We start from the raw sequence: 21,357 nt of genomic DNA, 5'->3' as shown, positions 1-21,357 counted from the left end.
CTTCTAAATGTTATATTATTAAAAAAGTTAATTGAGTGCGTATTGGCGTTGGATTCTATTAAATTCACTCCTGTTGTCTATGAACGAATTTTTGCCTATACTTGAAAACAATGATTTCAAAAGTGGAAATATCATATAATAAAATTGAGAATTAGTTATATCATTTTTCAAACAAAGAATTCGAGATAAATCATTTTTATGATTTTCAATATCAGTTTTAATTGTTAAAAATTCTTTAATGATGTTATAACGATCGTTGACTTTATCACTGCTTTTGATTAGATCTCTGAAAGCAATCATATAAAAATCTAATTCTTCTGTAGAATTTCTAGAAAAATTCAAGATGTAGGAAACAACTTCTCCAAATATTTGAAAAGTCATCCCAATTAGCTCATCAGAAGCTAGCATGTCATTTGACCAAAATCCAACTTCATATTCAACATTTTTCCCTAAAACTAAATGACTTAGGACATCATTACATAATTTTAGTGCTTCGTCTATATTATTATTTTTAAAAAAGACTCTAATTAAGTTATGTAGTTGTTGTATTTTGTGTGAGTAAAGAAATGGGTAACTATTTAAAAATTGGTCATCTACCAATATTGACTCATTAGTTATATTTATTGCCTTATGATAATCTTTTATTTTATAATAATAATAAGCGATAGCAGGTAAAGATAAAAGTCTTATTACGTTTTTTTCATCTTCATTAAATTGGCTTTCTTTTTGAATGGTGAAAATATAATCTGTAATTTCATGATGTTTATCAAAGTTATTATTTCTTAACTCTATTAATCCATCGATGTAATGATTGTTTATAGTATTTACAAGATTCCTGTTTTCAATCCTTACTTTATCATTGAAAAGATTTTCTAAAGATTGTTGAAAAAAAACGTTCGACTTATCAGAATTATTTGGATATGGTATATTTAAAAAACTATTAATAATTGGATTTCCGTGATCAGTTGGCAGACTTAGCTCCAATTTAGATTTAAAACGCTCTTTAACAATTTCAATTTTTTGATTCTCATCAAAGTTAAACATACAGTAATCGTTATTTTCATTTTCAATTCTATGTTGAGAACAACCACCATTGCAAAGAGGTAATATTTTACACTCTAAACATGGTTTATTTTTGAATCTCGTTTCATAAAGTCTTTTTGTTAATTTTTCATTCCAAACAATTTCGCCACTATCACTAAGGATGCCTTCTTTGTCTTCTTTCTTAAAATCTCGAGCAGTACACTTATATACATCTCCATTATAATTTATTACCGCCTGATTGGCTTTATCAGCATAACACGAATTATAGATTCCTGCTAAATTATCAGATTTAGAAACACATTTAAATTTATTATTTCTAAATTCCTCTACGAAATTTGATATGTCAAAAGTTAGATCTTTTTCCTCTTGCCAAACTTCATGAAACGAGAATATTATATATGATTTTTCAACACTTGACAAATCTTTAAAATCATTAATAATTTGTAATAAATCATTTACTGTTTCTTCTGAAATATTAATCCTTACAGTTACATTAAACTCATTTTTCACGCACAATTTTATATTCTCTACTATTTCATCATAACTTCCCTTTGTTTTTGATATATTTCTAACCTTATTGTGTCTATCTCTATGCCCATCGAGAGTAATCTGAAAATGATCAACTAGATATTTCTTACAATCATTTAATATTTTTTGAGTTATTAATAACCCATTTGTTGTAAATCCATTAGAAAGAATCACCTCCCTCTTTTTACAAATAGAGTCAATTTCTCCTAAAATAGGAAGAATTGATTTATTAAAATATAGCAAAGGTTCTCCTCCAAACCATTGAATATTTAAATTTTTGATTTTTGTTTTGTTATCCAATAAATTTTTAATAAATAAAATTATTTTTTTGCTCACAATCTCATCTAATCTGGAGTCTTTTATATGAGTTTCGTAACAATACCAACATTTAAAATTGCAATTCATTGTTGAATTAATCGTGAGCATAAAGTATTCATCATTAAAATCAGTTGAATCACTTATCTTTTTTATTTCATCAAGCTCATTTTTATCAGTTGAAACGATGAAGCCATTTTTAAATAGGACATCATAAAATGTTTCATGTATATCTTTCAATTGGGTTATGTTTTTTTCAAAAATAGAAGCTTCAAAAAGTTCATATAAGAGAGGTTCAAGAACTATATATTTATCTGTCACAGTGTTGTATCCAATAAATTTATCCTCTTTTTTGAAAAAAATATTATAATAACTTGATTTCATAATTTTTTAAATTTTAAAAAGAAGCTGAACATTTCTGTCCAGCCTCGCAAACTTAGATTACTTTTTTGAGCATGGTGTATTTACAGTGCATGAACATATAGCGTAATTTGTCGCAGGATCGACAATTAAACTATCTGTGCCTACAACACTTATCCCTCCACGTAACTTACCTTGCTCAGTTTCCTTAAGAGCATCCATTTTCTTTACAAGCTCTTGAAATTTTGAATTTTGATTTTTCTTGTCCATTTTTTTGGTTTTAAGAAAGTTTGAAATTAGGTTTTTGCTTTAAAGAAAGCATATTTAGACAACTAAGATTTGTATTGCGCACTACAAAAAAAATAGATGTTTAAATAATTAAAAAGTAGAGGCCGGTGTCACATTATTATTTAGTGTTTTATTTAATTCGTTCTTTTTTCCTGTAGAAAAATCATAGCTGACTCCCAAAACAAACATATTTTTGTTATTAATGATCTTTGTATGTACCGTATAATCAACTACACTTTCACTTAAACTTTTAATCCTATATTCCGAAGGCATTCCAATCCAATACATACCAGTTTTAAATATCCACTCTTTAAACTTGTATTGTGCAAAAAAATGACTTGCATTTTCATTTGTCGAAAGGAAAGCACCATCTACGGTATAATACGGAATATTAAATTGATATTGTGCATAAAATGATTTGTATTGAGTGGAGATATTAAAAAAATTTCCAATATAATTATTGTTTATTTTTTCTCCCGAATAGAATACCAAACTTTCAATTGTAGGGACAAATACCATTTTTGCAACTAAGATATTACTGCCGAAAGGCTTTATAGAACCGCTAAGTTGTATACCGACTTGCCGTGTGTAATTGGCATTTACATTTCGCAAAAGAAATCCGTTTAGATTAATATCATAAGTATAAATTTGCGCAATGTCCTTTTTCAAATAATTATAAAATGCGGTAGTATTTACATCAAGATATTTGTCGTTAAATGAATAGCTAAGATTATTTTTGAAAATATGCTTAGGCTTCAAATAAGGGTTCCCACTACGGTAAATATTCGGCACAATTTGGATTATATTGCGACTCAATGCTTCCGCCCATGGACTCTGAGAAGTATAATCACTAGTCAAACGTATAGTTTTGTTTTTTGGCAAATCATAACTCAAAACAAGTTTCGGCGTAGGTGTCCAATCATCCCGAGTGGTTCCTGCGCTTTTGTTGTGAATGTTCATTACTCCCATTCCGAAACGGAAGCCCAACTTATCCCATTTTCCCAAATATTCGGTGTAGAGATATTGCTCCAAATAATTCACATTATAATGGGATGTACCAAGAAGATTGACTAAATCATTAGAAATTGCCGTATTGGAAATACGATAACCCAAACTCAATTTCCCTTTTTCAAACTGGTGTGTGTGTGCAATCTCGCCTACTATTCCCGTTTGTTTTGCCTTCAAATTCATATCATTATTGAAAACAGCTACATTATTGGCCGTATTCCATTCGTGGTCAAATTGTGAAGAATTCGTGGTGTAATGCGAACCGATTAAATTTAAACTTAACTCATCCTTTTTGCCAAAATTTTTGGAATAATAAAGGTCTAAAGTTGGATTTGTATAGCTCTGATTACTATTGCTGATTGAGACGTCATTTTGAGACAAGTTCCCTTGTTGGAATATACTTTCCGCGTTTCCTTTAGAGAAATAACTCATAGGATTTATGCTGAATTTAGCCTGAAAGGTATATTTTTCAGCATCTACTTGGGCATATCTCACTGAAATATTTTGGTCGGTATAGCCGAAATGGTCTCTACCATGCAAATCAGAACGGTAATGGATTCCGTTTAAATTATAATCGTAGATTTTACTGTATTGGCGATTGTTATAATCCCTCAAACTGATTGAATATTCCAAGCCAAAATCATTTTTGCCTTTGGTGTAACCTGCATAAGCGGAACCATTTACAAAGCCAGTTGATAAAGCAGAAGTAACATCTGCACCGTAAGAATAGCCAACTTCCGGATTTCTTGTGATGATATTCACCACTGTATCTGCTCGTTGCGAATATCTCGCAGATGGAATGTCGAAATATTCCACTCTTACCACGTTTGTCGGTGCAATGCTTTTAATTTGGTTGTCGCTGGCTTCAATTCCGTTAATTAGGAAAAGAATTTTACCGCCTTTAATACTGGATACCGTATTGGAAATTGGGTCCAGTTGAAGTTCCGGAAGCGTAGTTAACAAATCTTTAGAATGTCTTGCTTTTTCCAGTGCTTCTTTGTCAAAGGTGTAATTAGCATGGTCAGAAAACTGCTTTTTTCGTTGTGCTTTAATTAAAACCTCCTGAATCTCTTTTGTAGAAATACTATCTTTAACTTCCTGTCCATTTACCAAATAGAAAAATGCTAACAAACCTGGAAAACAAAACAATTTTCGAAAACTTACAATCATAATCTTAATTTTACATTTATTTAAATGTAAACAATTTATTTACTCTTATTACTACCACCCTTGTCCGTCCTTTACCGGTGGGTCTTTTGTTTCGCTGTTAGTAGTCGAAACGTAAATGCTATCATTTGCAATATTTCTATTTTCAGATGCATTCATTATCTTTGCAGAGAGATTCTGGTCTTCTTGTAAATCTGAAATCTGTTCTGCTTCTCTACAGCTTATTGCTGAAAATAATAATGTAGCTAATGCTACCAATGAGATAAACTTTTTCATAATTAATTATTTTAAGTTTATCCCGGCCGGGAAAAATTTTTCTTAGAATTCTGTGGCTAAAATTATTAGGTGTCGAAACTTTTTGCAAGAGAACGCAGTCCTATCCTATAAATTTTAAGATTTAAGACGTCCTAATTTATAAATTAGGACATGGGTATTTTACAATATTCTGAAAATCATAAACATACACAAAAAGCCATATTTTGATTAATTTTCTTATTTTTTATTCAAATTTGTTTATCTTTGGCAGAGAAGATTATACTTCTTCTATAAAATGCTCAACAATAAATATCATTTTACTTTCATTTTTATTTTATTACTTTCATTCTGCTTAGAAATGAAGGCACAAAATTCTTATGAAGATTTAAGAAAAAAATATGAGGGATTCGATAAAAATGATAATAAGGCAATTCCTTATGTCAATAATTATATAGTTAAAGCAAAAGCAGAAGGTAATGATGAAAAAGCAGTGCAGGGGTTTGAAGATCTTATTTATTTCACACCAAATAATCACAAAAAATTACTTTATGCTGACAGTTGCATAACTTCAGCAAAAAAAACTGGTGATAATGATCTCATTAGCAGATCTTACTTAGGTAAAGGAATTATTTACTATTTAAACCTCAAACGATATAAGCCCGCTCTTGACGAATATATAAAAGCGTACGAATACTCTAAAAAAGGGACTGACGAGTACCAAAAATATAAAGTAATTTATCACATTGGTGTGGTAAAAAGTTACCTTGGCTATTATAATGGGGCGCTTAAGCATTTTGAGGATTGTATTGATTATTTTGAACCCAAAACGAAAGGAAATTTACACCCTAACATTATTTATAATAACAGCAAAGGCTACCTCAACAGTTTGCATCAAGCCACCATCTGCTACCGAAATTTGGAAAAATACAAAAAGGTAGATTCATTAGTACAACTAGGGTTAAATTTCACAAATAATAGCAAAGAATTCCCTTTAGAACAGGCCTATTTTACAAAATGTAAAGGCATTTTCGAGTATCATCAAAAAAATTATGATGATGCTATTCGTAATCTCATTACCGCATTACCTGTGTTGAAAAAAAACAATGACTTTTCCTGGACATCTGTGGCTGATTTTTATATTGGGAAAAGTTATTTAGGATTGGGAAAACAAGAACAAGCAGTACAGCAGTTTGATAAGGTAGATTCTGTTTTCCAAAAACATGCTTTTATTGTCCCGGAATTACGCGAAAATTATGAATTACTCATCAAATATTGGAAAGAAAAAAAAGACAATAAACAAGAACTCCATTACACCAAGAATTTGTTAAAAGCAGACAGTATTTTAGCCAAGGACTTTCCGTATCTTTCTGCAAAAATTCATAAAGATTACGACACCCAAATTTTAGAGGATGCAAAGGGTAAACTTGAAACCCAAAATCAGTGGGGTTTAGGTGCTATAGTATTGTTGATCATCGTTGTAATAGAATTAATTTTTACTGCGTGGAAGCTTTATCAAAAAGAAAAGGACATTAGAAAGAAATATGCCGAATTAGAAGAAAGGTTGCAAACCCACCAACCCACACCAACAGTTTCTTACGAAAATATACCACAACAAAGCAAAACCGTAATAAGTAAAGATATTTTTACTGATTTAGCTGAAAAACTAAAAGAATTTGAAGATTCAAAAAGTTTTAAAGAAAAAGGAATCACCCTGCCACAACTTGCAGAGAATTTTAAAACTAATTCCACATATCTTTCACAGTATATCAATGATGTGATGGGCGTGAATTTTAATAAATATCTTTCTACTTTAAGAATTAAATATATTACCAAACTGATGTATAATGATCCTAAAGTTTTAGGATACTCTGTTCAAGGTTTGGCGGATGAATGTGGAATTTCTTCGCGACAAAATTTTTCAGATTTGTTTTTAGAAATTAACGGCATCCGCCCGACTGATTTTATTAGACAGAGGAGGAAGGAGTTGGAAAGTGGTATTATCCAAGTTTCTTAGCTGTATTTTTTGATTGGCTTAGTTTTTCCCTGAGCATCTGCATATCCGTACCAATTTTATTATCCAGCACCTTCGCGTAATGCTGTGTCATACGGATGTTGGTATGCCCGAGCATCTTGCTTACCGTTTCGAGGGGAACACCATTTGAGAGCGTTACCGTGGTGGCAAAAGTGTGGCGTGCGGTATGGAAGGTAAGGTCAAAATCTAAATCACATAGAGCAGAAATTTCTTTGAGATATTCGTTCATCTTCTGGTTGCTTGGAACCGGCAACACCATACTGGTATTTATACATTTGAGGTGGTTTTCATATTTTTTTAGTATCTGCAATGGAATTTCCAGCATTGGGATAGAAACGGCAACCTTTGTCTTTTCACGCTGGGTTTTAAGCCAAAGTGCGCCATCCATACCTACTGAAAAGTTTTCTTTCGTTAGATTTTTGAGGTCGATGTAGGCGAGGCCAGTGTAACAGCTAAAAAGAAACAGGTCGCGGATAATGGAAAGTCTTTCGCTCCTGAATTCTTTATTAGCGACTGATGTCAGTTGTTCCCTGGTAAGGAAATGCGGGGTAACTGATTCTATTTTGGATTTGTAATTTATAAAAGGATTTTTTGAAATCCATTCGTTGGCAATACATATATTAATGATTTTCTGAAAGTTTTTAATGTATTTGACTATTGAGTTATTATCACAATTTCTAACAGTTCTTAACCAAAAATCATACCTGTTTATAAAATCGGGATTAATGTTTTCTACAGGCATATCTGACACATTATATTTCCATTGCATAAACTTTAATGTATGATTAAGTGAAGTGTTATATCGTTTCCATGTTCCTTTAGAAAAAGATTTACCTATTAAACGCTTCATCTTATCATTATGGTCTTGAAAGACCTCGATAATGGTGATCCTGCGCTCCTCAACACCAAGGAGCTGGTTCCGGATAGTCTCGGAAGTGATAACTGTTTCTTTTGTGAGAAGGCTGTTGTAGGCGTTATGGGTTGCGAGCCTTAAATTATCGAGAGTCGTATTGGCTGATTTTGCTAACGCAGAACTACCATTGATTTTTCCCTTTGCACTGTTCCAGTTTTCGGGAGGAACAGAGATGCCTGTTGAGAATTCTGAGCGCTTTCCGTTTACGGTTATCCTTGCATAGATAAGTGTGTTTTGTTTGCTTCCCTTTGATTTTTTAAGGAAGAAATTTAGACTGTAGGTTGTCATAATGTGGTGAGTTAAAGGTTATCAAAATTACTTTTGAACCTCATCGCCAACAAGATGTTTAATAATCGTATATGTCTGTAAACATGTTGATTATACCGTTTCTCAGTGCGTGTGCTGCTTTTAAAAAATACACGCACCTTAGCACGCACTTTCAAAATGTATTTATTTGGTTAGAATTGATATAAGATTTAAATAAAAATCCCTTAAACACGCTGTTTAAAGGATTTTGATAAGATTTGATTTCCAAATTGTGGAGAATACGGGATTTTCACAATAATATTCATAATTCTTTTTTAGTCTTTTTAATTCTAATTTTCAGTTCATTATACTGGTTTCAATTACTATAAATAATTTTAAATAGTCTTTAATACTTCAATATTTAGTCCCTATTTTAAAAAACAAGGGACCTTTTTAGAGTAAAATTATAAGAGATTAAACCTTTCCATTGCATTAGCTTTGGTTTCATCTGCAATATCAATATATGGCTTCATTGCTTTGTAGTCACTATGCCCTGTCCATTTCATTACCACTTGAGGGGGAATACCTAAAGCAAGAGCATTGCATATAAATGTTCTTCTTCCCGCGTGTGTACCTATTAAAGCATATTTTGGTGTAACTGTGTCTATTCTTTTATTGCCTCTATAGTATGTTTCTCTTATTGGTTCATCAATTCCTGCTAATTCCATTAGCTCTTTCAAATATTCATTCATTTTTTGATTAGAAATTACAGGTAGAGCCAAGTTTTTAGTAAATAAATCATCCCTATACTTATCTAAAATTGCCTTACTATGATTATTAAGTTCTATCATAAGGCTGTCAGCTGTCTTTACGGTTGTTACTTCTATAATATCTCCCTTTATATCGCTCCTTTTCAAATTAGCTATATCAGAATACCTTAACCCTGTAAAACACGAAAAAAGGAAAACATCTCGTACTCTTTCCAAATGCTCCTTGTGTTTAGGGATAGAATAATTTCTTACCTGCTGAAGTTCAGCTTGTGTTAGAAAAATTATCTTCTTTTGTGTAGTTTTTAGTTTTGGTCTAAATTCTTCAAAAGCAGATGATTGTAAATAATTTTTCTTTTTACTCCAACGCAAAAACCATCTTAAAAATGAAAATTGCTTATTAATGGTAGAATTTTTTAAATTAAGAGTGTGTTGTAAAAAATACTGATAATCCACTAATTTACTTTCTGTAATATCAGAAAAAGAAATATTGCAATCAAAATATTGAAGCCGCTTTTTTTGGGCAAACATTTTTGAATAAGTGGCTTTTGTCCATACATTCTTTTTCCCCTCCTCCTTCATAAACTCATCATATGCATCAAAGAACCCTGTGCTTTTTTCCGATTTTGTTTCTCTTCCTATTTCTTGGTTAAATTTCTCTCTAAATTCATCGGCAGAAGGGGTTTTATTTTCATTTTGGAATTTCAAAAATACATTTTCACAAGCCATTTCAAAGTCGTTTATTTTACGATTGATGATGCTTGCGGAAACCTTTTTTTTTCCGTGAGTAGTATTGATTTTACATCGTTGAGTATCTCTACTCCATTTATCTATTTCTACCCTATAACCTACATTAAAAGCAACAATAAGCCCACTCCATTTTATTCTGTAACGAAGTTTTGCGGTGGGATTATCTTTTTCTTTATCTAGTAGAAATTGAGCGTGATATTTCATTTACTCCTCTTCTAGCCTGTAAAGTTTTATTTTTATTTTTCCATCAGCAAGACTTAAAACATTGTACTTTTTGTATTCTTTTGATTCTATAATACTTATACCATTTGTTGATGTCCATCCTCCATAGTAACAAATGTAATCTCCATCTACTGTAGGTTTTATTTCCCAATGATTGTCTTTCATCAAGTTTAAACTAACATCTGATGTAAGTTCCGATACTTTAAAACAAGGGGTGCTATCAAAATAAACTTGAAACTCCGCTTTTCCGCTCAATACTAATTTTCTAAGTTTAAAAACTTCTTTATGTATCACTTTGTCTTGATATACATACTCTGCGTAATATCCTAATGTATTAGCTATATTATACTTTCCAAATTCTTCTTTTGTAAATGAGTTATTATATACACTACCGTGAATCAATCTACCCAAAACACCAATCTCTTCTGCTGTTACTGGGATTTTCTTTATTTGACCGAATGAAATACCACCTAATATGATACTTAATAAAAATAATATCTTTTTCATAGTTTATTTATTTTTCAAAATTTCTATAAGATTACTCACTTGTTGCTGACTTTCAGACAATTGGCTTTGTGCAGTTCTTATAATGTCGTTCATTTCTCTTTGTATTTCAATAATTTCTGAAATATCATTTTGTGAAATAGTAACATTACTACTCCCATTAATGTTGTTTAAATTTTTATTTTGTCCCTCAATTCTAACATTTTGCCCATCATTTTTTTTCATTTCTCCCTCTCCAACTAATAACCACATAGGATTAATATCTCTGTATGTGAGTAAAATTTTTGCTACTGATTGCGAACTCAAGTCACTTTCCTTAGATTTTCCTGTAAAATTACTATACTTTAAATCCGTCTTTCTAAAAAACTCCTGCTTGCTAACCTCTTCTTTTTCAGCAAAATACAATATTCTATCCTTAATTGTAGGTAAACTTTTACTCATTTATTTGTTATTAGGTAAAATTTATACTATATTTGCAATACAAATACATTTGTAAATATAAATATAAATCAAACACTATGAAAGTACGAGAAGAGATTATTGAGAAAATCCTAACCTGTAACGACTTCAGCATGGAATTAGCAAAAAGATTAGGGATACAGCAGCAATCTGTAATAGCCTTAGCTAAAAGAAGAAGTGAAAAACTAACCCTTTACAAAGCCGTCCTATACTACAAAGAACAAGGATTCACCGAAGAACAAATTTTCGAACCAGAAGTAAAAACAACCGCCTAACCCAAAAACCAACAATGGAACTAATAAAAATCACAGACCATAACGGAAATAAAGCCGTTTCCGCAAGAGAGCTTTATCAATTTCTTGAAAGCAAACAGCAATTTTCAGATTGGATTCAAAATAGAATAAGAGATTACGGATTTATTGAAGGGCAGGATTTTGAGGTTTTTCATAATTCTATGAAAAACCCCAGTGGAGGACGACCAACATTAGAATACGCTATAAGCTTGGATATGGCCAAAGAGCTTTCAATGGTGGAAAGAACCGAAAAAGGCAAACAAGCGAGAAGATATTTTATAGAATGCGAAAAAAGATTGATAAAGTCTTGCCAAACCCCACTGATTCCAATAAAAGAGCACCACGCAAATCTATTAGCCGAGTTGAAAAAACTAATCAACCTTAACCTTTACAAAGACGACATCCGAGAGCTAGCAGGAAAATACGATATAGAAGTTAGACAAATACGAAGAGTACTGAACGGCAAAGGTTACGATTCCGACATCCTAAAAGTTTCATACCAAAAAGCTATGGAGAACAAACTTTCGCTTAGAGAAGGTGTCAAATTGATGATAGACAATCTAAAAGCCTAACCAAAAATGCAACACATAGACAAAAATACACCAATATGGCAACTCACAGTTGAACAACTCGTGAGTTGCATAAAGGAGTCATTTCCTCCTCAAAATTTTTCTATTGGAAATCAAGAAGACACCCCCGAATATATTACCGGATTAAAAGATTTGGCAAAATTTCTAAATATTTCATATTCCCAAACATGGAGAATGAAAAAACAAGGCATCTTTGATGAAGCTATTATACAAAAAGAACGAGTGATTTTCATCAACAAAAAAAAGGTAATGGAAATCCTCAAAAAACAATCAGAAGAAAAATAATGAAAGATGTTCAAATTGTACCAAAAATTTTTCCAATATAATAGAAAGGAACCATTAGAGCCTAATTTGTATGTGCTTTACATCACCCTCCTTGAAATATGGATAGAAAACAATACCAATCCATTTGAGGCGTCTACTCACGATCTTTTACCTAGAGTGAATATGAGCAGAGCTACCATTAATAGAACCAAATTTTTATTGAAACAAAAAGGGCTTATAGAATATAGTTCACAAAAAGGAGGTGCAAACAAATTTACACTTGTGGAAATAAATGAAGAAGTAGAGATACCACAGATAGAACCTGAGAAACTACAAATGCCACAAATGGAGGTTCCGAAAATAGAACAACCATTGGAGAACGCACAGAAAGCAACAGTAGTCATCCCTGAGCTTCCTAAAGAAGAAACGCCAAAAAGTAAAATAATTTCCAATGCAAAGGATATACCTCCATTTTCAGAGGTTTTAAATTTCGCTAAGACTATAAAAATTTACAACGATAGTATGGAAATTTACCTGCAATCAAAATATGATAGTTGGGTGGAAAATGGCTGGCGAAATGGCTTTGACAAACCTATAACCAATTGGAAATCCTCGATAAGAAACACTATTCCGCACTTAAATAAAACGAAAAACACAACCTCCATTTCAATACCCACTATTAAAAGACCCATAACAACTTACGATGAATAAAAAAGATATAAACATAGAACAAATAGTATTGGGAAATCTAATATTGACCCCCTCATTGTTTACTATTTATCAAAACAAAATATCAATCAATTTATTCACGGAGCAAAGCCATAAGGTCATTTTTCAAATGATTGAGGATTTATGGCAAAAGGAGCAACCGGTGGACCCTTTCATATTGATAAGACAACTCAACAAGAAAGGTATAAATACACTGGACAAATACATACTGGACTTAATCACAACAGTAACATCGTCTGCCTACATAGAGCAATACATAATGATATTGGTGGAGAATTCCATAAAAAGAGATTTCATTTATAAATTCTCTACCTTAACTAGGCTAGCAAAAGAGAGTCAAGATATTTTCGAAATAAGAGATAAAGCATTTGAATATTTCGACGACTTATTCATTGACAAATTTGTAGAAACAAATAAGCAAAATGAAAAGTTTGCTGACTTGATTGAGAAAGTCGAAAATAAATTCCGAAGCATTACAAATAATGGTAATAATACAGGAATAACAGGCTTAGAAAGTTCTCTTTCGGTCATCAATAAAACATTTGGAGGGTGGCAAAATTCTGACCTTACCATTATAGCAGGTCGCCCTGGTATGGGGAAAACGGCATTTATGATACAGCAAATAGTGGATGTAGCACAAGTAGGAATGTCAGTAGGTGTATTTTCTCTTGAAATGTCAGCAGAACAAATAACAAGCAGAATCTTAACAAATATAACGGAAATAAAAAATTCATCGGTATTAAGAAAAGGCCTAAATGATCAAGAATTACAAATCTATTGGCAGAAAAAAGATGACCTTTTATCCCTCCCTATCCACATAGACGATACCCCCAGTATTTCCATTCAAAATATAAGAACGAAAGCCAAAATGCTAAAGCTGAGGCACGATATAAAAATAATCTTCGTGGATTACCTCCAACTGATAACCTACGAAAAAGCGAATACAAGAGAGCAAGAAATTTCAAAAATATCAAGGGGCTTAAAAAGTCTAGCAAAAGAATTAGATATCCCTATAATAGCACTTTCTCAATTGTCAAGAGAAGTAGAAAAAAGACCAAATAAAAGACCTTTTCTATCTGATTTAAGAGATAGTGGAAGTATCGAGCAAGATGCTGATGAAGTCATATTTCTCTATCGTCCCGAATACTATGGTATAGAAGAATGGGATGATTTCTATAACAACGAACCAACAGCTAATGAAATAGAAATTATTATAGCCAAAAATAGACACGGAGGTATACAGCCCGAAAGATGCAAAGTAAATATGGCAACCTCAAGTTTTTATAATCATTAATCTTTAAATAAATCACAATGACAAATTTAATTCAATCCACGGCACCAGTAACTCCAGTAGTTCGGCAAAATACTACTGCGATAGAAAATGTTTATATATCCAAGTCTCATTGGATTTCATTTGTAAAACCTATAATCTATATGGTCTTAGGAGGAATAGGTATGCTTATGTTTTTTCTTCTGACATCTTGGTTTAGATATACCATTGCCGTTCCGTCCTTATTTTTCTTTCTCGGAGCATTGAATTCTTACATCCATTATAAGACTTTCAAAATAGTTTTAAGGAGAAACCAAATAAGTATCTCTGCAGGATGGCTCACAAGTAGTCAGTTGGACATACCTATTTACCGAAGGGAGGGAGTATTTATTTCTCAAAACATTTTGGGAAAGCTGCTTAATTATGGAAAGATTACCATTTCTACAGGTGGAGTTTCCGCTACCCATACTATTTCAAACCCAAACGAGCTAAGACAAGAACTTTATAATCAAACGATATGAGAAGAAAAAAGAAACCAAAATTCTTAAGATTTGAAATCCCAGATGAGTTTTACCTCAATAGTTTAGGAAGAATTGAGAATGCAAAAAACACTTTGGAAAAAGCCAAGAAAAGTAAAAAGGAAGTCGTTTTTCTAAAACAAGGAGCAAGTTATCAATGGCTGAAGTTAAAAAAAATAATCAACGAAAATAAGTCTAAATATTAATTTTAAAGTTAAACAAAAAGCTGGGAAGTGCGTTGTGCCGTTGCTAGAAAAGGTTATGGCTTAAATATACTTATTAACGACCCTCATTTGAGAGTACGTGAAATAGCACACTATACAAACAATAACCTATGAAAAATTTACTGATAACAGTATCAGGAGGGAGAAGTTCCGCTATGATGGCACGACACATACAAACTTCTGAAAAATATAAAAATTACGAGAAATTATTTGTTTTCTGCAATACAGGAATGGAACATCCTAAAACTATAGAGTTTCTTAAAAACATTGAAAAGTATTGGGATATTCCACTTGTGAAAATTGAAGGTGTTTATTCGTTAGAAATGGGCGTTGGGGTTGGCTATAAGGCGGTAGATTGGGAAGAGTTGAATATGATGGCTAAACCCTTTGCTGAAGCAATAGCACACAAAAATAAAGGGATTTTTAATGGTATGCCAAGCAAAGATGCTCCTTTCTGCTCGGAAATGCTTAAAACATTACCTGCTAAAAAATTTGCAGACGATATTTTCGGTGTGAACAGTTACTTAAAAGCTATTGGATTTCGTAAAGAAGATATGCCCAAGCGAATAAGTTGGGCAGAAATTAAGGAAGACAAAATGAGAATATTTCCGCTTTTGACCGATTTCAAGTTTCCTATTGGGCAAATGGAATTAAATAAATTTTGGGATAGTCAGCCATTCAAGTTGGAAATACACAACAAGTATGGAAACTGCGAATTATGTTGGAAAAAATCTGAAGCCAATCTAATAGATGTTATCCGAAATGGAACTCGTTTTATAGATTGGTATAGAAAAATGGAGGGGAAATATGGCAATACCTCTTTTAGAGGTCATAAAAGTATTGACGATTTAGTAGAGCTTTCTAAGCTCCCTTTTACAGGAGAGCTAAACTTTGAAGAAAATGAGAAATGTATTTGCAACTTTTAAACTAATTGACACCCTTGATTATGGTACTGACTAAGGAACAAATAAAAGAGCTGAAAAAGGCAAACTCAAAGGCTATGAAAGCAGAAAATGCTTTATCTTTAGCTTTGCAAGAAATTGCAATGCTTATTGAAGATTTTACAGAGATAGAAGGACAATGTTCTTTTTTAACTGGAGATGGTGTAGGTTTCAATCCAAATTCGGAGAGAAATACTCATATGCCTATTGATACACTAATTAAAGAAGCTGAAAAAGGTACAGATATAACTCTAGATTATGTTATGAAAAATTTATCAATATAAATATATAAAAAATGAAAAAAGTTAGAAAAGAAGATATAGATTATCTAGAAGAACTGAACAACAGAGCCGTTGAACAAATTAACGAAGATGCGAAATCTTTTGTTGAAAATTTCATTGAAAAGTTTAATATTCCTAAAGAGAGAGATATAAACTTAATTCTTAACGAAATATTAAAAAAACCGATTGCAACCGAAGAAGAGGTTTTTTATGCTACAAATATTATCTCTAAAAACTGGGAGAAGAAAAATAAGCCTATATCTATTTTGATTGCAAGAATACTAATAGGACTTTACTCTTTATTTGTTATTTTTTGTTGTTATCTAATTTTAGATAAGCCAACATTTAAAAATGACCCTATGCAAATTTGGGTGCTTCTCGTATTTGCAGTAATGGGACTTATATCTTTTATATTATTTTCTAATAAATTATCTGATGGGTATTACAAAAAAGCACACAAAAAATTTTTGAATAAACTTCTTAAGAATAATCCTTCACTTGGAGGGTATAACGCCTATATGAATGAGCATATAAGAAGAGAGTTCGAGATAATAGATAAAATGTTAGGAAAGTAAAAAAAAGAAGAGTAGAAATGAAATTAGAAGTAATAAATGAACAAGAGCCTTTTGAAATAACAATGGAATTCATCAATAATAATAGTTTCTCTAAACAAGAGGCTAAAAACCACTATAACACTCCTTTAAGTGAGTGTCATATTTATCAAAGAGGGCAATATTTAATAATAGAATATAAAAGCACAGTACATTATTGGGAACGAATTTGTAATCAATATAATTTTTTGGAGGATGCTATATATTATATGCAACTTGATGAGCCTAAAGAATGGAAGACATTGGGTCGTTTAATTGATTTTAGAATGGCTATTAGACAAACAGAGGTCAATGGAATGGGATATGTAGAAACTATATTACAAGATAGAGAAAAAATTACTTTTCAAACTTATAAAGAGTTTATGAGGTTGGCGAGAAAACACGACTTAGAGCATCACGGATATAATACTTTTTAAGAGATATGAGAAAAACACTAAATTAAATGATAAGTTCTATGAATATAAGCTTAAAAAATTCGCAGATAAATTAATTAAAAATAACCCAGCACTTAGGCAATATAAAGATAATTTAGAAGAGCAAAAAAGTAAAAAACAGGAGTTCTTAATAAGAGCCTATAAAGAAATGTTGGTTTTGGATTGGACTTTTACCGATGATGGTTGGGTTGTAAATACCGAATACAACAAAAAGAAATACGAAATTTACCTACAAGAAGCACTAATGGCAGGAGAAGTGAGGTTAAAAAACTAAAGGAAATCTGACCAAATTCATCTATTAAAACAACTTTGAAAATGACAAAGACATTTAAAAAGATAATCCGATTTGAAGATGCTACGGCTTTCAAATTAGAATATTGGATAGGTGGCTCAGAGCTGAAATCAAAAGAATTTAATTCCTATAAATCTATGGAACAATTCCATAATAGACAAACAGATTTTCTATATTTAGATTGTCACAGATTTGCATTTGTAAATGGAGAGTGGCATCGTTTCATAAAATTAAACTCCCCTTTTGTATTTGAAGATGATATTGATTTCATCAATAAAAAGTTCTACGAAATAGTTGAAGAAAATAATCTTCAAAAATATAAAATTGAAGATTAAAATCCTCTAAAATCAAGCAATATGAAACTGCAAATTATTACCGCTTTTCATCTGAAAATGATAGCCATCATAACAATGATAATAGACCATTTTGGCTTGATATTTTTTCCACAAGAAGAGATTTATAGAATAATTGGGAGAATTGCGTTTATGTTATTCGCATTCCTATTAGTGGAAGGTGTAGAACACACAAAGGATTTTAAAGGATATTTAAAAAGGCTTTTAATTTGGGCTTTGATTTCAGAAATACCTTTTGATTTGGCGATGACAGGGGAACTTTTCAACCTTGAGAAACAAAATGTATTCTTCACTTTACTTCTCTCTGCATTCGGAATTTATCAGGTTAAAAACAGCAAAACGAGAATAAAAAAAATAGCCGTTATCATTGCTACATTTTTCGTGATAGACTTATTAAAAGCTGACTACGGTACTTATGGACTAATGGTTATTTATGCCTTTTATTTGATGAAAAAAATGGAATTTAAGTTAATTTTCATTCAAATTTTATCATCATTCGCTACATTTTTTGTCAATTATTTACAAATGTGGAGTGGATTGGCTTTTCTTCCGATAGCCTTCTATAATGGAAAACAAGGCATAAAAACAGGGAAGATTTTTTACTCTTTCTATGCTGTGCATTTGCTTCTTTTTTCTGTCATCAAAATATTTATCATTAAATAAACACTATTCAAAAAACTAACAAAATGAAATTATTTGAAAATTACAAAGTAGTGAAAGCTACAGAATATGCCTTTTTGATAGAGGCTTTTGTGGAAGAAATGGATAAGAGGATACAGTTTTGGTTGCCAAAAGCCAAAGTAGAAGAGAATGATAATACTCTATCAGTAGAACAGGAAACTTGGGATAAAAAACTTGAAGAACTGAAAAATCCACCTGCAGAGGAATATGTTTGGCTTTATGTTTATGAATATGAGGAAATGGAAAAGGCTTATAAGATTATTCTTTCTGCATCTTTGCAAAAAATAAGTCTAAATCCGTGGGCATTTTTACCTAAATCGCAAGTGGCAGAAATAGAAGAACTCCCCCAAGATGCCGAAGATGGAAAATTCCGTATCAAAGTTAAAAAATGGCTTTGGAAAAAAACACTAGATAGCGTAACGGAACACCAGTTAGAGTTTTTTAATAAAGACAAAGAAGATGAAAACAAATTCAGATGGAAAGATTTTCTTCTACACAACAAAATTGAATGGTAAGGAAGAGGGGGAACAATCCCCTCTTTTTTTAAACAAAGCTATTAAAAGTTATTAAAAAACATTTTTACATTTTTCTTTTTTATGTTATTAATAATATTAAATGACTTTATTTAATAATAAATATTATTTTTTTGTTTTTTATTGTTGTTTTGTTAATAAATTAAGAATTTTGCCTAAAGAAAAAATAACAGTTTAAAATATTACCAAAATGAATTTAAAATTTATCTTTACGATTGCTGCTTTTCTTTCTGCAACAATGTTCTTTTCTCAAAACTATGTAAATTTCCCCGATGCAAATTTCAAAGCAGCACTTATTAACAATCCTGAGATTAATACGGATGGAGACGAAGAAATCTCCATCGAAGAGGCTCTTTCCACTACAAAAATTCACATCTATAACGATATTAAAGACCTTACGGGTATTGAACACTTTGCAAATCTGACATCGTTAAGATTAGATAGAAATCAATTGACATCAATAGATCTATCTAATAATTTGAAATTAAAAGAATTATCCGTAAATGCAAATCAACTGTCATCAATAGACTTGTCTCAAAACCAGCTTTTGGAGAAATTATACTTAAATGATAACAATATTTCCGAAATAGATTTTTCAAATAATTTGAAAATTAAGATACTCTCGATCAGAACAAATAATTTGAAAACCATAAATGTCTCAAATCTCAACAATCTCGTATTATTGGATGTTTCTTATAATGAAATTTCGTCAATAGATTTAAAGGCCAATACCGAATTAATCTCCTTGCTATTGTCCAATAACAAATTAACCCAAATTGATTTATCTCTCAACAGAAAACTCATCGAGTTATTTTCATCTGCAAATCAACTGTCATCAATAGATTTGTCTCAAAACCAGCTTTTAGAAGATTTAGACCTTTCTAATAATCATTTAGAAGGATTGCTAGATTTGAAAAATAATATTGAATTGCAAAGCAGTCTCGTAGTGAACAATAATCCTTACCTAACCTGCATTCAGCTTCCTCCTTCAATAATTATTTATCCCCATTCTTTTATTAAAGATGAAACTGCAAATTGGAATTGTGATCATTCATCCCTATCCGTGAAAAAGAATCACTATTATGAAAAAGAATTCATAGTTACTTCCCCGGTAAGAGATAACTTAATTATAAAATCTACCAAAAGTAGTAGTAGAATTAAAACAATAAGTATTTACACCACTACAGGGCAGCTTGTAAGAACATTCAATCCAAGCAATCAAAATCTAAACATTTCGGATTTACCCGTAGGCGTCTACATACTCATAATATCAACAGAACAAGGTTCTACTCATACGGATAAATTCATCAAAGAATGATTAAGAGTTATTTTAGACTCCACTAAAAAATCCCCAAAAAAAGGGGATTTTTTCATTGTTTTACCTTCTGTAAAATTTTCTCCTCTCGATATTCTCCATATGGTTTTCTAGTTCGTTTATCAAAGCAATAAGATTGTTTTTTATTTCTGCATTCATATTTTCTAATGCCTTATCTCCTCGCTGGATAATACTCCCAATCATTTCTTTGTCCTTTAATTGTTTCTCTCGAGAATAAATGACTTCTTCGGATGGTAGAACATCATAGTTCCATTGCTCATTTTTTTGCTCAAAAGTAATGATGTGACTTTTGCCTTGGTATGAATATATTTGGATTTTATCCACTACTTTTTCATCGTATAGTGCATCTAAAGAATTCAATATGCCCTCTACAGCAGAATGATGAGATTTTATGTCAGCCAATCTTCCTACCCCTTGAAAATTAATTTCTTCTTGATATCTTGTATATAAACCTATTTCAGTAAAAATAGCAGGTGCAGAAATTGCCAGTGCTTCTACATAAAATCCGTTTTCCTTGAACATTTTAGCAGTATTCAGAGGAACTTGCGGATTTCTCATTGTCCCTTCTACAATGATGTTATATTTATTCTTTATCGCTTCTTTTATTAACTCTTCCGTGAAAAAATTAGAAAAAATTTGTGTTTTCTCGGAATAAGTATGAGGGTCTTTTATCAAGTCTCTTGCCTGTGGATGAAACTCTCTATAAATATCCCCATTTACGAACAAAAAGTTAGCATTTGGAAATTGGCTAATTACCACATTGGCCAAATTACTTTTCCCCGATGCAGGTTGTCCTCCCAAAATAAAAGCCAAAGGTTTATCCTGTGGCTTTAAATCAAGAAGTAAATTTTCTTTTTCTTGCTGATAAATTTTTTTTACTCTATGTAAATCCATTTAATTGTTTTATTAGAGGACTATAGTAATTCACAACTTTATCCATTACTGACATCCTATTATACTCATCCGTTCCATACAAAATTCTCTCTTCTTGGAGGTACATTCTAATTTTATCATCTAATTCCTTTCTTTCATCTTCATTATGAGCATTAGATTTTTCTTTCATAGTTTTCACTTTCAAAGAACCAACTATAGAAAGTGCGGTGTCTAAACTGATAGGGTATTCCATATTTATCTTTTGGTACACAAAGA

26 protein-coding genes are annotated in these 21,357 nt (G+C 31.4%); 16 read left to right on the top strand and 10 right to left on the bottom strand.

Going from position 1 to position 21,357, the window contains the following annotated elements; all coding sequences use genetic code 11:
• Positions 1-27: 27 nt before the first annotated feature.
• The 4 genes from VQ048_RS07925 to VQ048_RS07910 all read right to left on the bottom strand — a co-directional run bounded on the left by VQ048_RS07925 (position 28) and on the right by VQ048_RS07910 (position 4,986).
• A complete protein-coding gene (locus VQ048_RS07925) occupies positions 28-2,271 on the bottom strand; it encodes a radical SAM/SPASM domain-containing protein (RefSeq protein ID WP_327611155.1) in 2,244 nt (747 codons plus the stop codon).
• A 57-nt stretch (positions 2,272-2,328) separates the two neighbouring features.
• A complete protein-coding gene (locus tag VQ048_RS07920) occupies positions 2,329-2,517 on the bottom strand; it encodes a hypothetical protein (RefSeq protein WP_327611154.1) in 189 nt (62 codons plus the stop codon).
• Between the two features lie 108 nt (positions 2,518-2,625).
• On the bottom strand, positions 2,626-4,713 hold the full coding sequence (locus tag VQ048_RS07915) for a TonB-dependent receptor plug domain-containing protein (protein WP_327611153.1): 2,088 nt from the start codon (positions 4,711-4,713) through the stop codon (positions 2,626-2,628).
• Between the two features lie 51 nt (positions 4,714-4,764).
• Complete coding sequence (locus VQ048_RS07910; protein WP_327611152.1) at positions 4,765-4,986, bottom strand: hypothetical protein; 222 nt, start codon at positions 4,984-4,986, stop codon at positions 4,765-4,767.
• A 337-nt stretch (positions 4,987-5,323) separates the two neighbouring features.
• Between VQ048_RS07910 and VQ048_RS07905 the strand changes: the two genes are divergently transcribed.
• Positions 5,324-6,979, top strand: coding sequence for a helix-turn-helix domain-containing protein (locus VQ048_RS07905; protein ID WP_327611151.1), 1,656 nt, complete (start codon positions 5,324-5,326; stop codon positions 6,977-6,979).
• On the opposite strand, the gene VQ048_RS07900 is transcribed toward VQ048_RS07905, so the two are convergent.
• From VQ048_RS07900 to VQ048_RS07885, 4 genes are all read right to left on the bottom strand, one after another.
• Complete coding sequence (locus VQ048_RS07900) at positions 6,963-8,198, bottom strand: site-specific integrase (protein ID WP_327611150.1); 1,236 nt, start codon at positions 8,196-8,198, stop codon at positions 6,963-6,965. The two genes, VQ048_RS07905 and VQ048_RS07900, sit on opposite strands and share 17 nt — an antisense overlap.
• 422 nt (positions 8,199-8,620) lie before the next feature.
• The gene (locus VQ048_RS07895) at positions 8,621-9,877 is read right to left on the bottom strand and encodes a site-specific integrase (RefSeq protein WP_327611149.1); all 1,257 of its coding nucleotides are present in this window, start codon (positions 9,875-9,877) and stop codon (positions 8,621-8,623) included.
• Positions 9,878-10,402 (bottom strand): hypothetical protein, encoded by a 525-nt coding sequence (locus tag VQ048_RS07890; RefSeq protein ID WP_327611148.1) that lies wholly within the window; start codon positions 10,400-10,402, stop codon positions 9,878-9,880.
• A gap of 3 nt (positions 10,403-10,405) precedes the next feature.
• Positions 10,406-10,840 (bottom strand): hypothetical protein, encoded by a 435-nt coding sequence (locus tag VQ048_RS07885; RefSeq protein ID WP_327611147.1) that lies wholly within the window; start codon positions 10,838-10,840, stop codon positions 10,406-10,408.
• Positions 10,841-10,917: 77 nt separating this feature from the next.
• Between VQ048_RS07885 and VQ048_RS07880 the strand changes: the two genes are divergently transcribed.
• From VQ048_RS07880 to VQ048_RS07810, 15 genes are all read left to right on the top strand, one after another.
• The gene (locus tag VQ048_RS07880) at positions 10,918-11,133 is read left to right on the top strand and encodes a hypothetical protein (RefSeq protein ID WP_327611146.1); all 216 of its coding nucleotides are present in this window, start codon (positions 10,918-10,920) and stop codon (positions 11,131-11,133) included.
• A gap of 14 nt (positions 11,134-11,147) precedes the next feature.
• The gene (locus VQ048_RS07875; RefSeq protein ID WP_327611145.1) at positions 11,148-11,723 is read left to right on the top strand and encodes an antA/AntB antirepressor family protein; all 576 of its coding nucleotides are present in this window, start codon (positions 11,148-11,150) and stop codon (positions 11,721-11,723) included.
• Between the two features lie 6 nt (positions 11,724-11,729).
• Positions 11,730-12,026, top strand: coding sequence for a DUF3853 family protein (locus VQ048_RS07870; RefSeq protein ID WP_327611144.1), 297 nt, complete (start codon positions 11,730-11,732; stop codon positions 12,024-12,026).
• Positions 12,027-12,032: 6 nt separating this feature from the next.
• Positions 12,033-12,716 carry a hypothetical protein gene (locus tag VQ048_RS07865; protein WP_327611143.1) on the top strand — a complete coding sequence of 228 codons (684 nt, stop codon included), beginning with the start codon at positions 12,033-12,035 and terminating at the stop codon, positions 12,714-12,716.
• On the top strand, positions 12,709-14,028 hold the full coding sequence (locus tag VQ048_RS07860) for a replicative DNA helicase (protein ID WP_327611142.1): 1,320 nt from the start codon (positions 12,709-12,711) through the stop codon (positions 14,026-14,028). The genes VQ048_RS07865 and VQ048_RS07860 overlap by 8 nt, the downstream gene beginning before the upstream one ends.
• Positions 14,029-14,045: 17 nt before the next feature.
• Positions 14,046-14,525, top strand: coding sequence for a PH domain-containing protein (locus tag VQ048_RS07855; RefSeq protein WP_262988241.1), 480 nt, complete (start codon positions 14,046-14,048; stop codon positions 14,523-14,525).
• Positions 14,522-14,728: a hypothetical protein gene (locus VQ048_RS07850; RefSeq protein WP_264314861.1), complete on the top strand. Its 207-nt coding sequence runs from the start codon at positions 14,522-14,524 to the stop codon at positions 14,726-14,728. The genes VQ048_RS07855 and VQ048_RS07850 overlap by 4 nt, the downstream gene beginning before the upstream one ends.
• A gap of 128 nt (positions 14,729-14,856) precedes the next feature.
• Entirely contained in the window at positions 14,857-15,672 is an 816-nt protein-coding gene (locus VQ048_RS07845) for an adenine nucleotide alpha hydrolase family protein (protein WP_327611141.1), read from the top strand.
• A gap of 20 nt (positions 15,673-15,692) precedes the next feature.
• Positions 15,693-15,971, top strand: a complete 279-nt coding sequence (locus tag VQ048_RS07840) for a hypothetical protein (protein WP_327611140.1) — start codon at positions 15,693-15,695, stop codon at positions 15,969-15,971.
• Positions 15,972-15,982: 11 nt separating this feature from the next.
• Positions 15,983-16,543, top strand: a complete 561-nt coding sequence (locus VQ048_RS07835) for a hypothetical protein (RefSeq protein WP_327611139.1) — start codon at positions 15,983-15,985, stop codon at positions 16,541-16,543.
• A gap of 17 nt (positions 16,544-16,560) precedes the next feature.
• Positions 16,561-16,995 carry a hypothetical protein gene (locus VQ048_RS07830; RefSeq protein WP_327611138.1) on the top strand — a complete coding sequence of 145 codons (435 nt, stop codon included), beginning with the start codon at positions 16,561-16,563 and terminating at the stop codon, positions 16,993-16,995.
• A gap of 333 nt (positions 16,996-17,328) precedes the next feature.
• Entirely contained in the window at positions 17,329-17,640 is a 312-nt protein-coding gene (locus VQ048_RS07825; protein ID WP_253037406.1) for a hypothetical protein, read from the top strand.
• Positions 17,641-17,661: 21 nt separating this feature from the next.
• Positions 17,662-18,321 carry a TraX family protein gene (locus tag VQ048_RS07820; protein ID WP_327611137.1) on the top strand — a complete coding sequence of 220 codons (660 nt, stop codon included), beginning with the start codon at positions 17,662-17,664 and terminating at the stop codon, positions 18,319-18,321.
• Positions 18,322-18,344: 23 nt separating this feature from the next.
• On the top strand, positions 18,345-18,854 hold the full coding sequence (locus VQ048_RS07815; RefSeq protein WP_327611136.1) for a hypothetical protein: 510 nt from the start codon (positions 18,345-18,347) through the stop codon (positions 18,852-18,854).
• Between the two features lie 208 nt (positions 18,855-19,062).
• On the top strand, positions 19,063-20,190 hold the full coding sequence (locus VQ048_RS07810) for a T9SS type A sorting domain-containing protein (protein WP_327611135.1): 1,128 nt from the start codon (positions 19,063-19,065) through the stop codon (positions 20,188-20,190).
• Positions 20,191-20,250: 60 nt separating this feature from the next.
• Here the strand turns inward: VQ048_RS07810 and VQ048_RS07805 are convergent, their stop codons facing one another.
• On the bottom strand, positions 20,251-21,102 hold the full coding sequence (locus tag VQ048_RS07805) for a zeta toxin family protein (RefSeq protein WP_327611134.1): 852 nt from the start codon (positions 21,100-21,102) through the stop codon (positions 20,251-20,253).
• On the bottom strand, positions 21,089-21,334 hold the full coding sequence (locus tag VQ048_RS07800) for a hypothetical protein (protein ID WP_253037402.1): 246 nt from the start codon (positions 21,332-21,334) through the stop codon (positions 21,089-21,091). The genes VQ048_RS07805 and VQ048_RS07800 overlap by 14 nt, the downstream gene beginning before the upstream one ends.
• Positions 21,335-21,357 lie beyond the last annotated feature (23 nt).

It is taken from the genome of Bergeyella anatis, assembly GCF_036016955.1.
Taxonomy (GTDB): Bacteria; Bacteroidota; Bacteroidia; order Flavobacteriales; family Weeksellaceae; genus JAYWXI01.
Note: the sequence above shows the minus strand (reverse complement) of the source record. Positions and strands in the feature narration are given on the sequence as shown.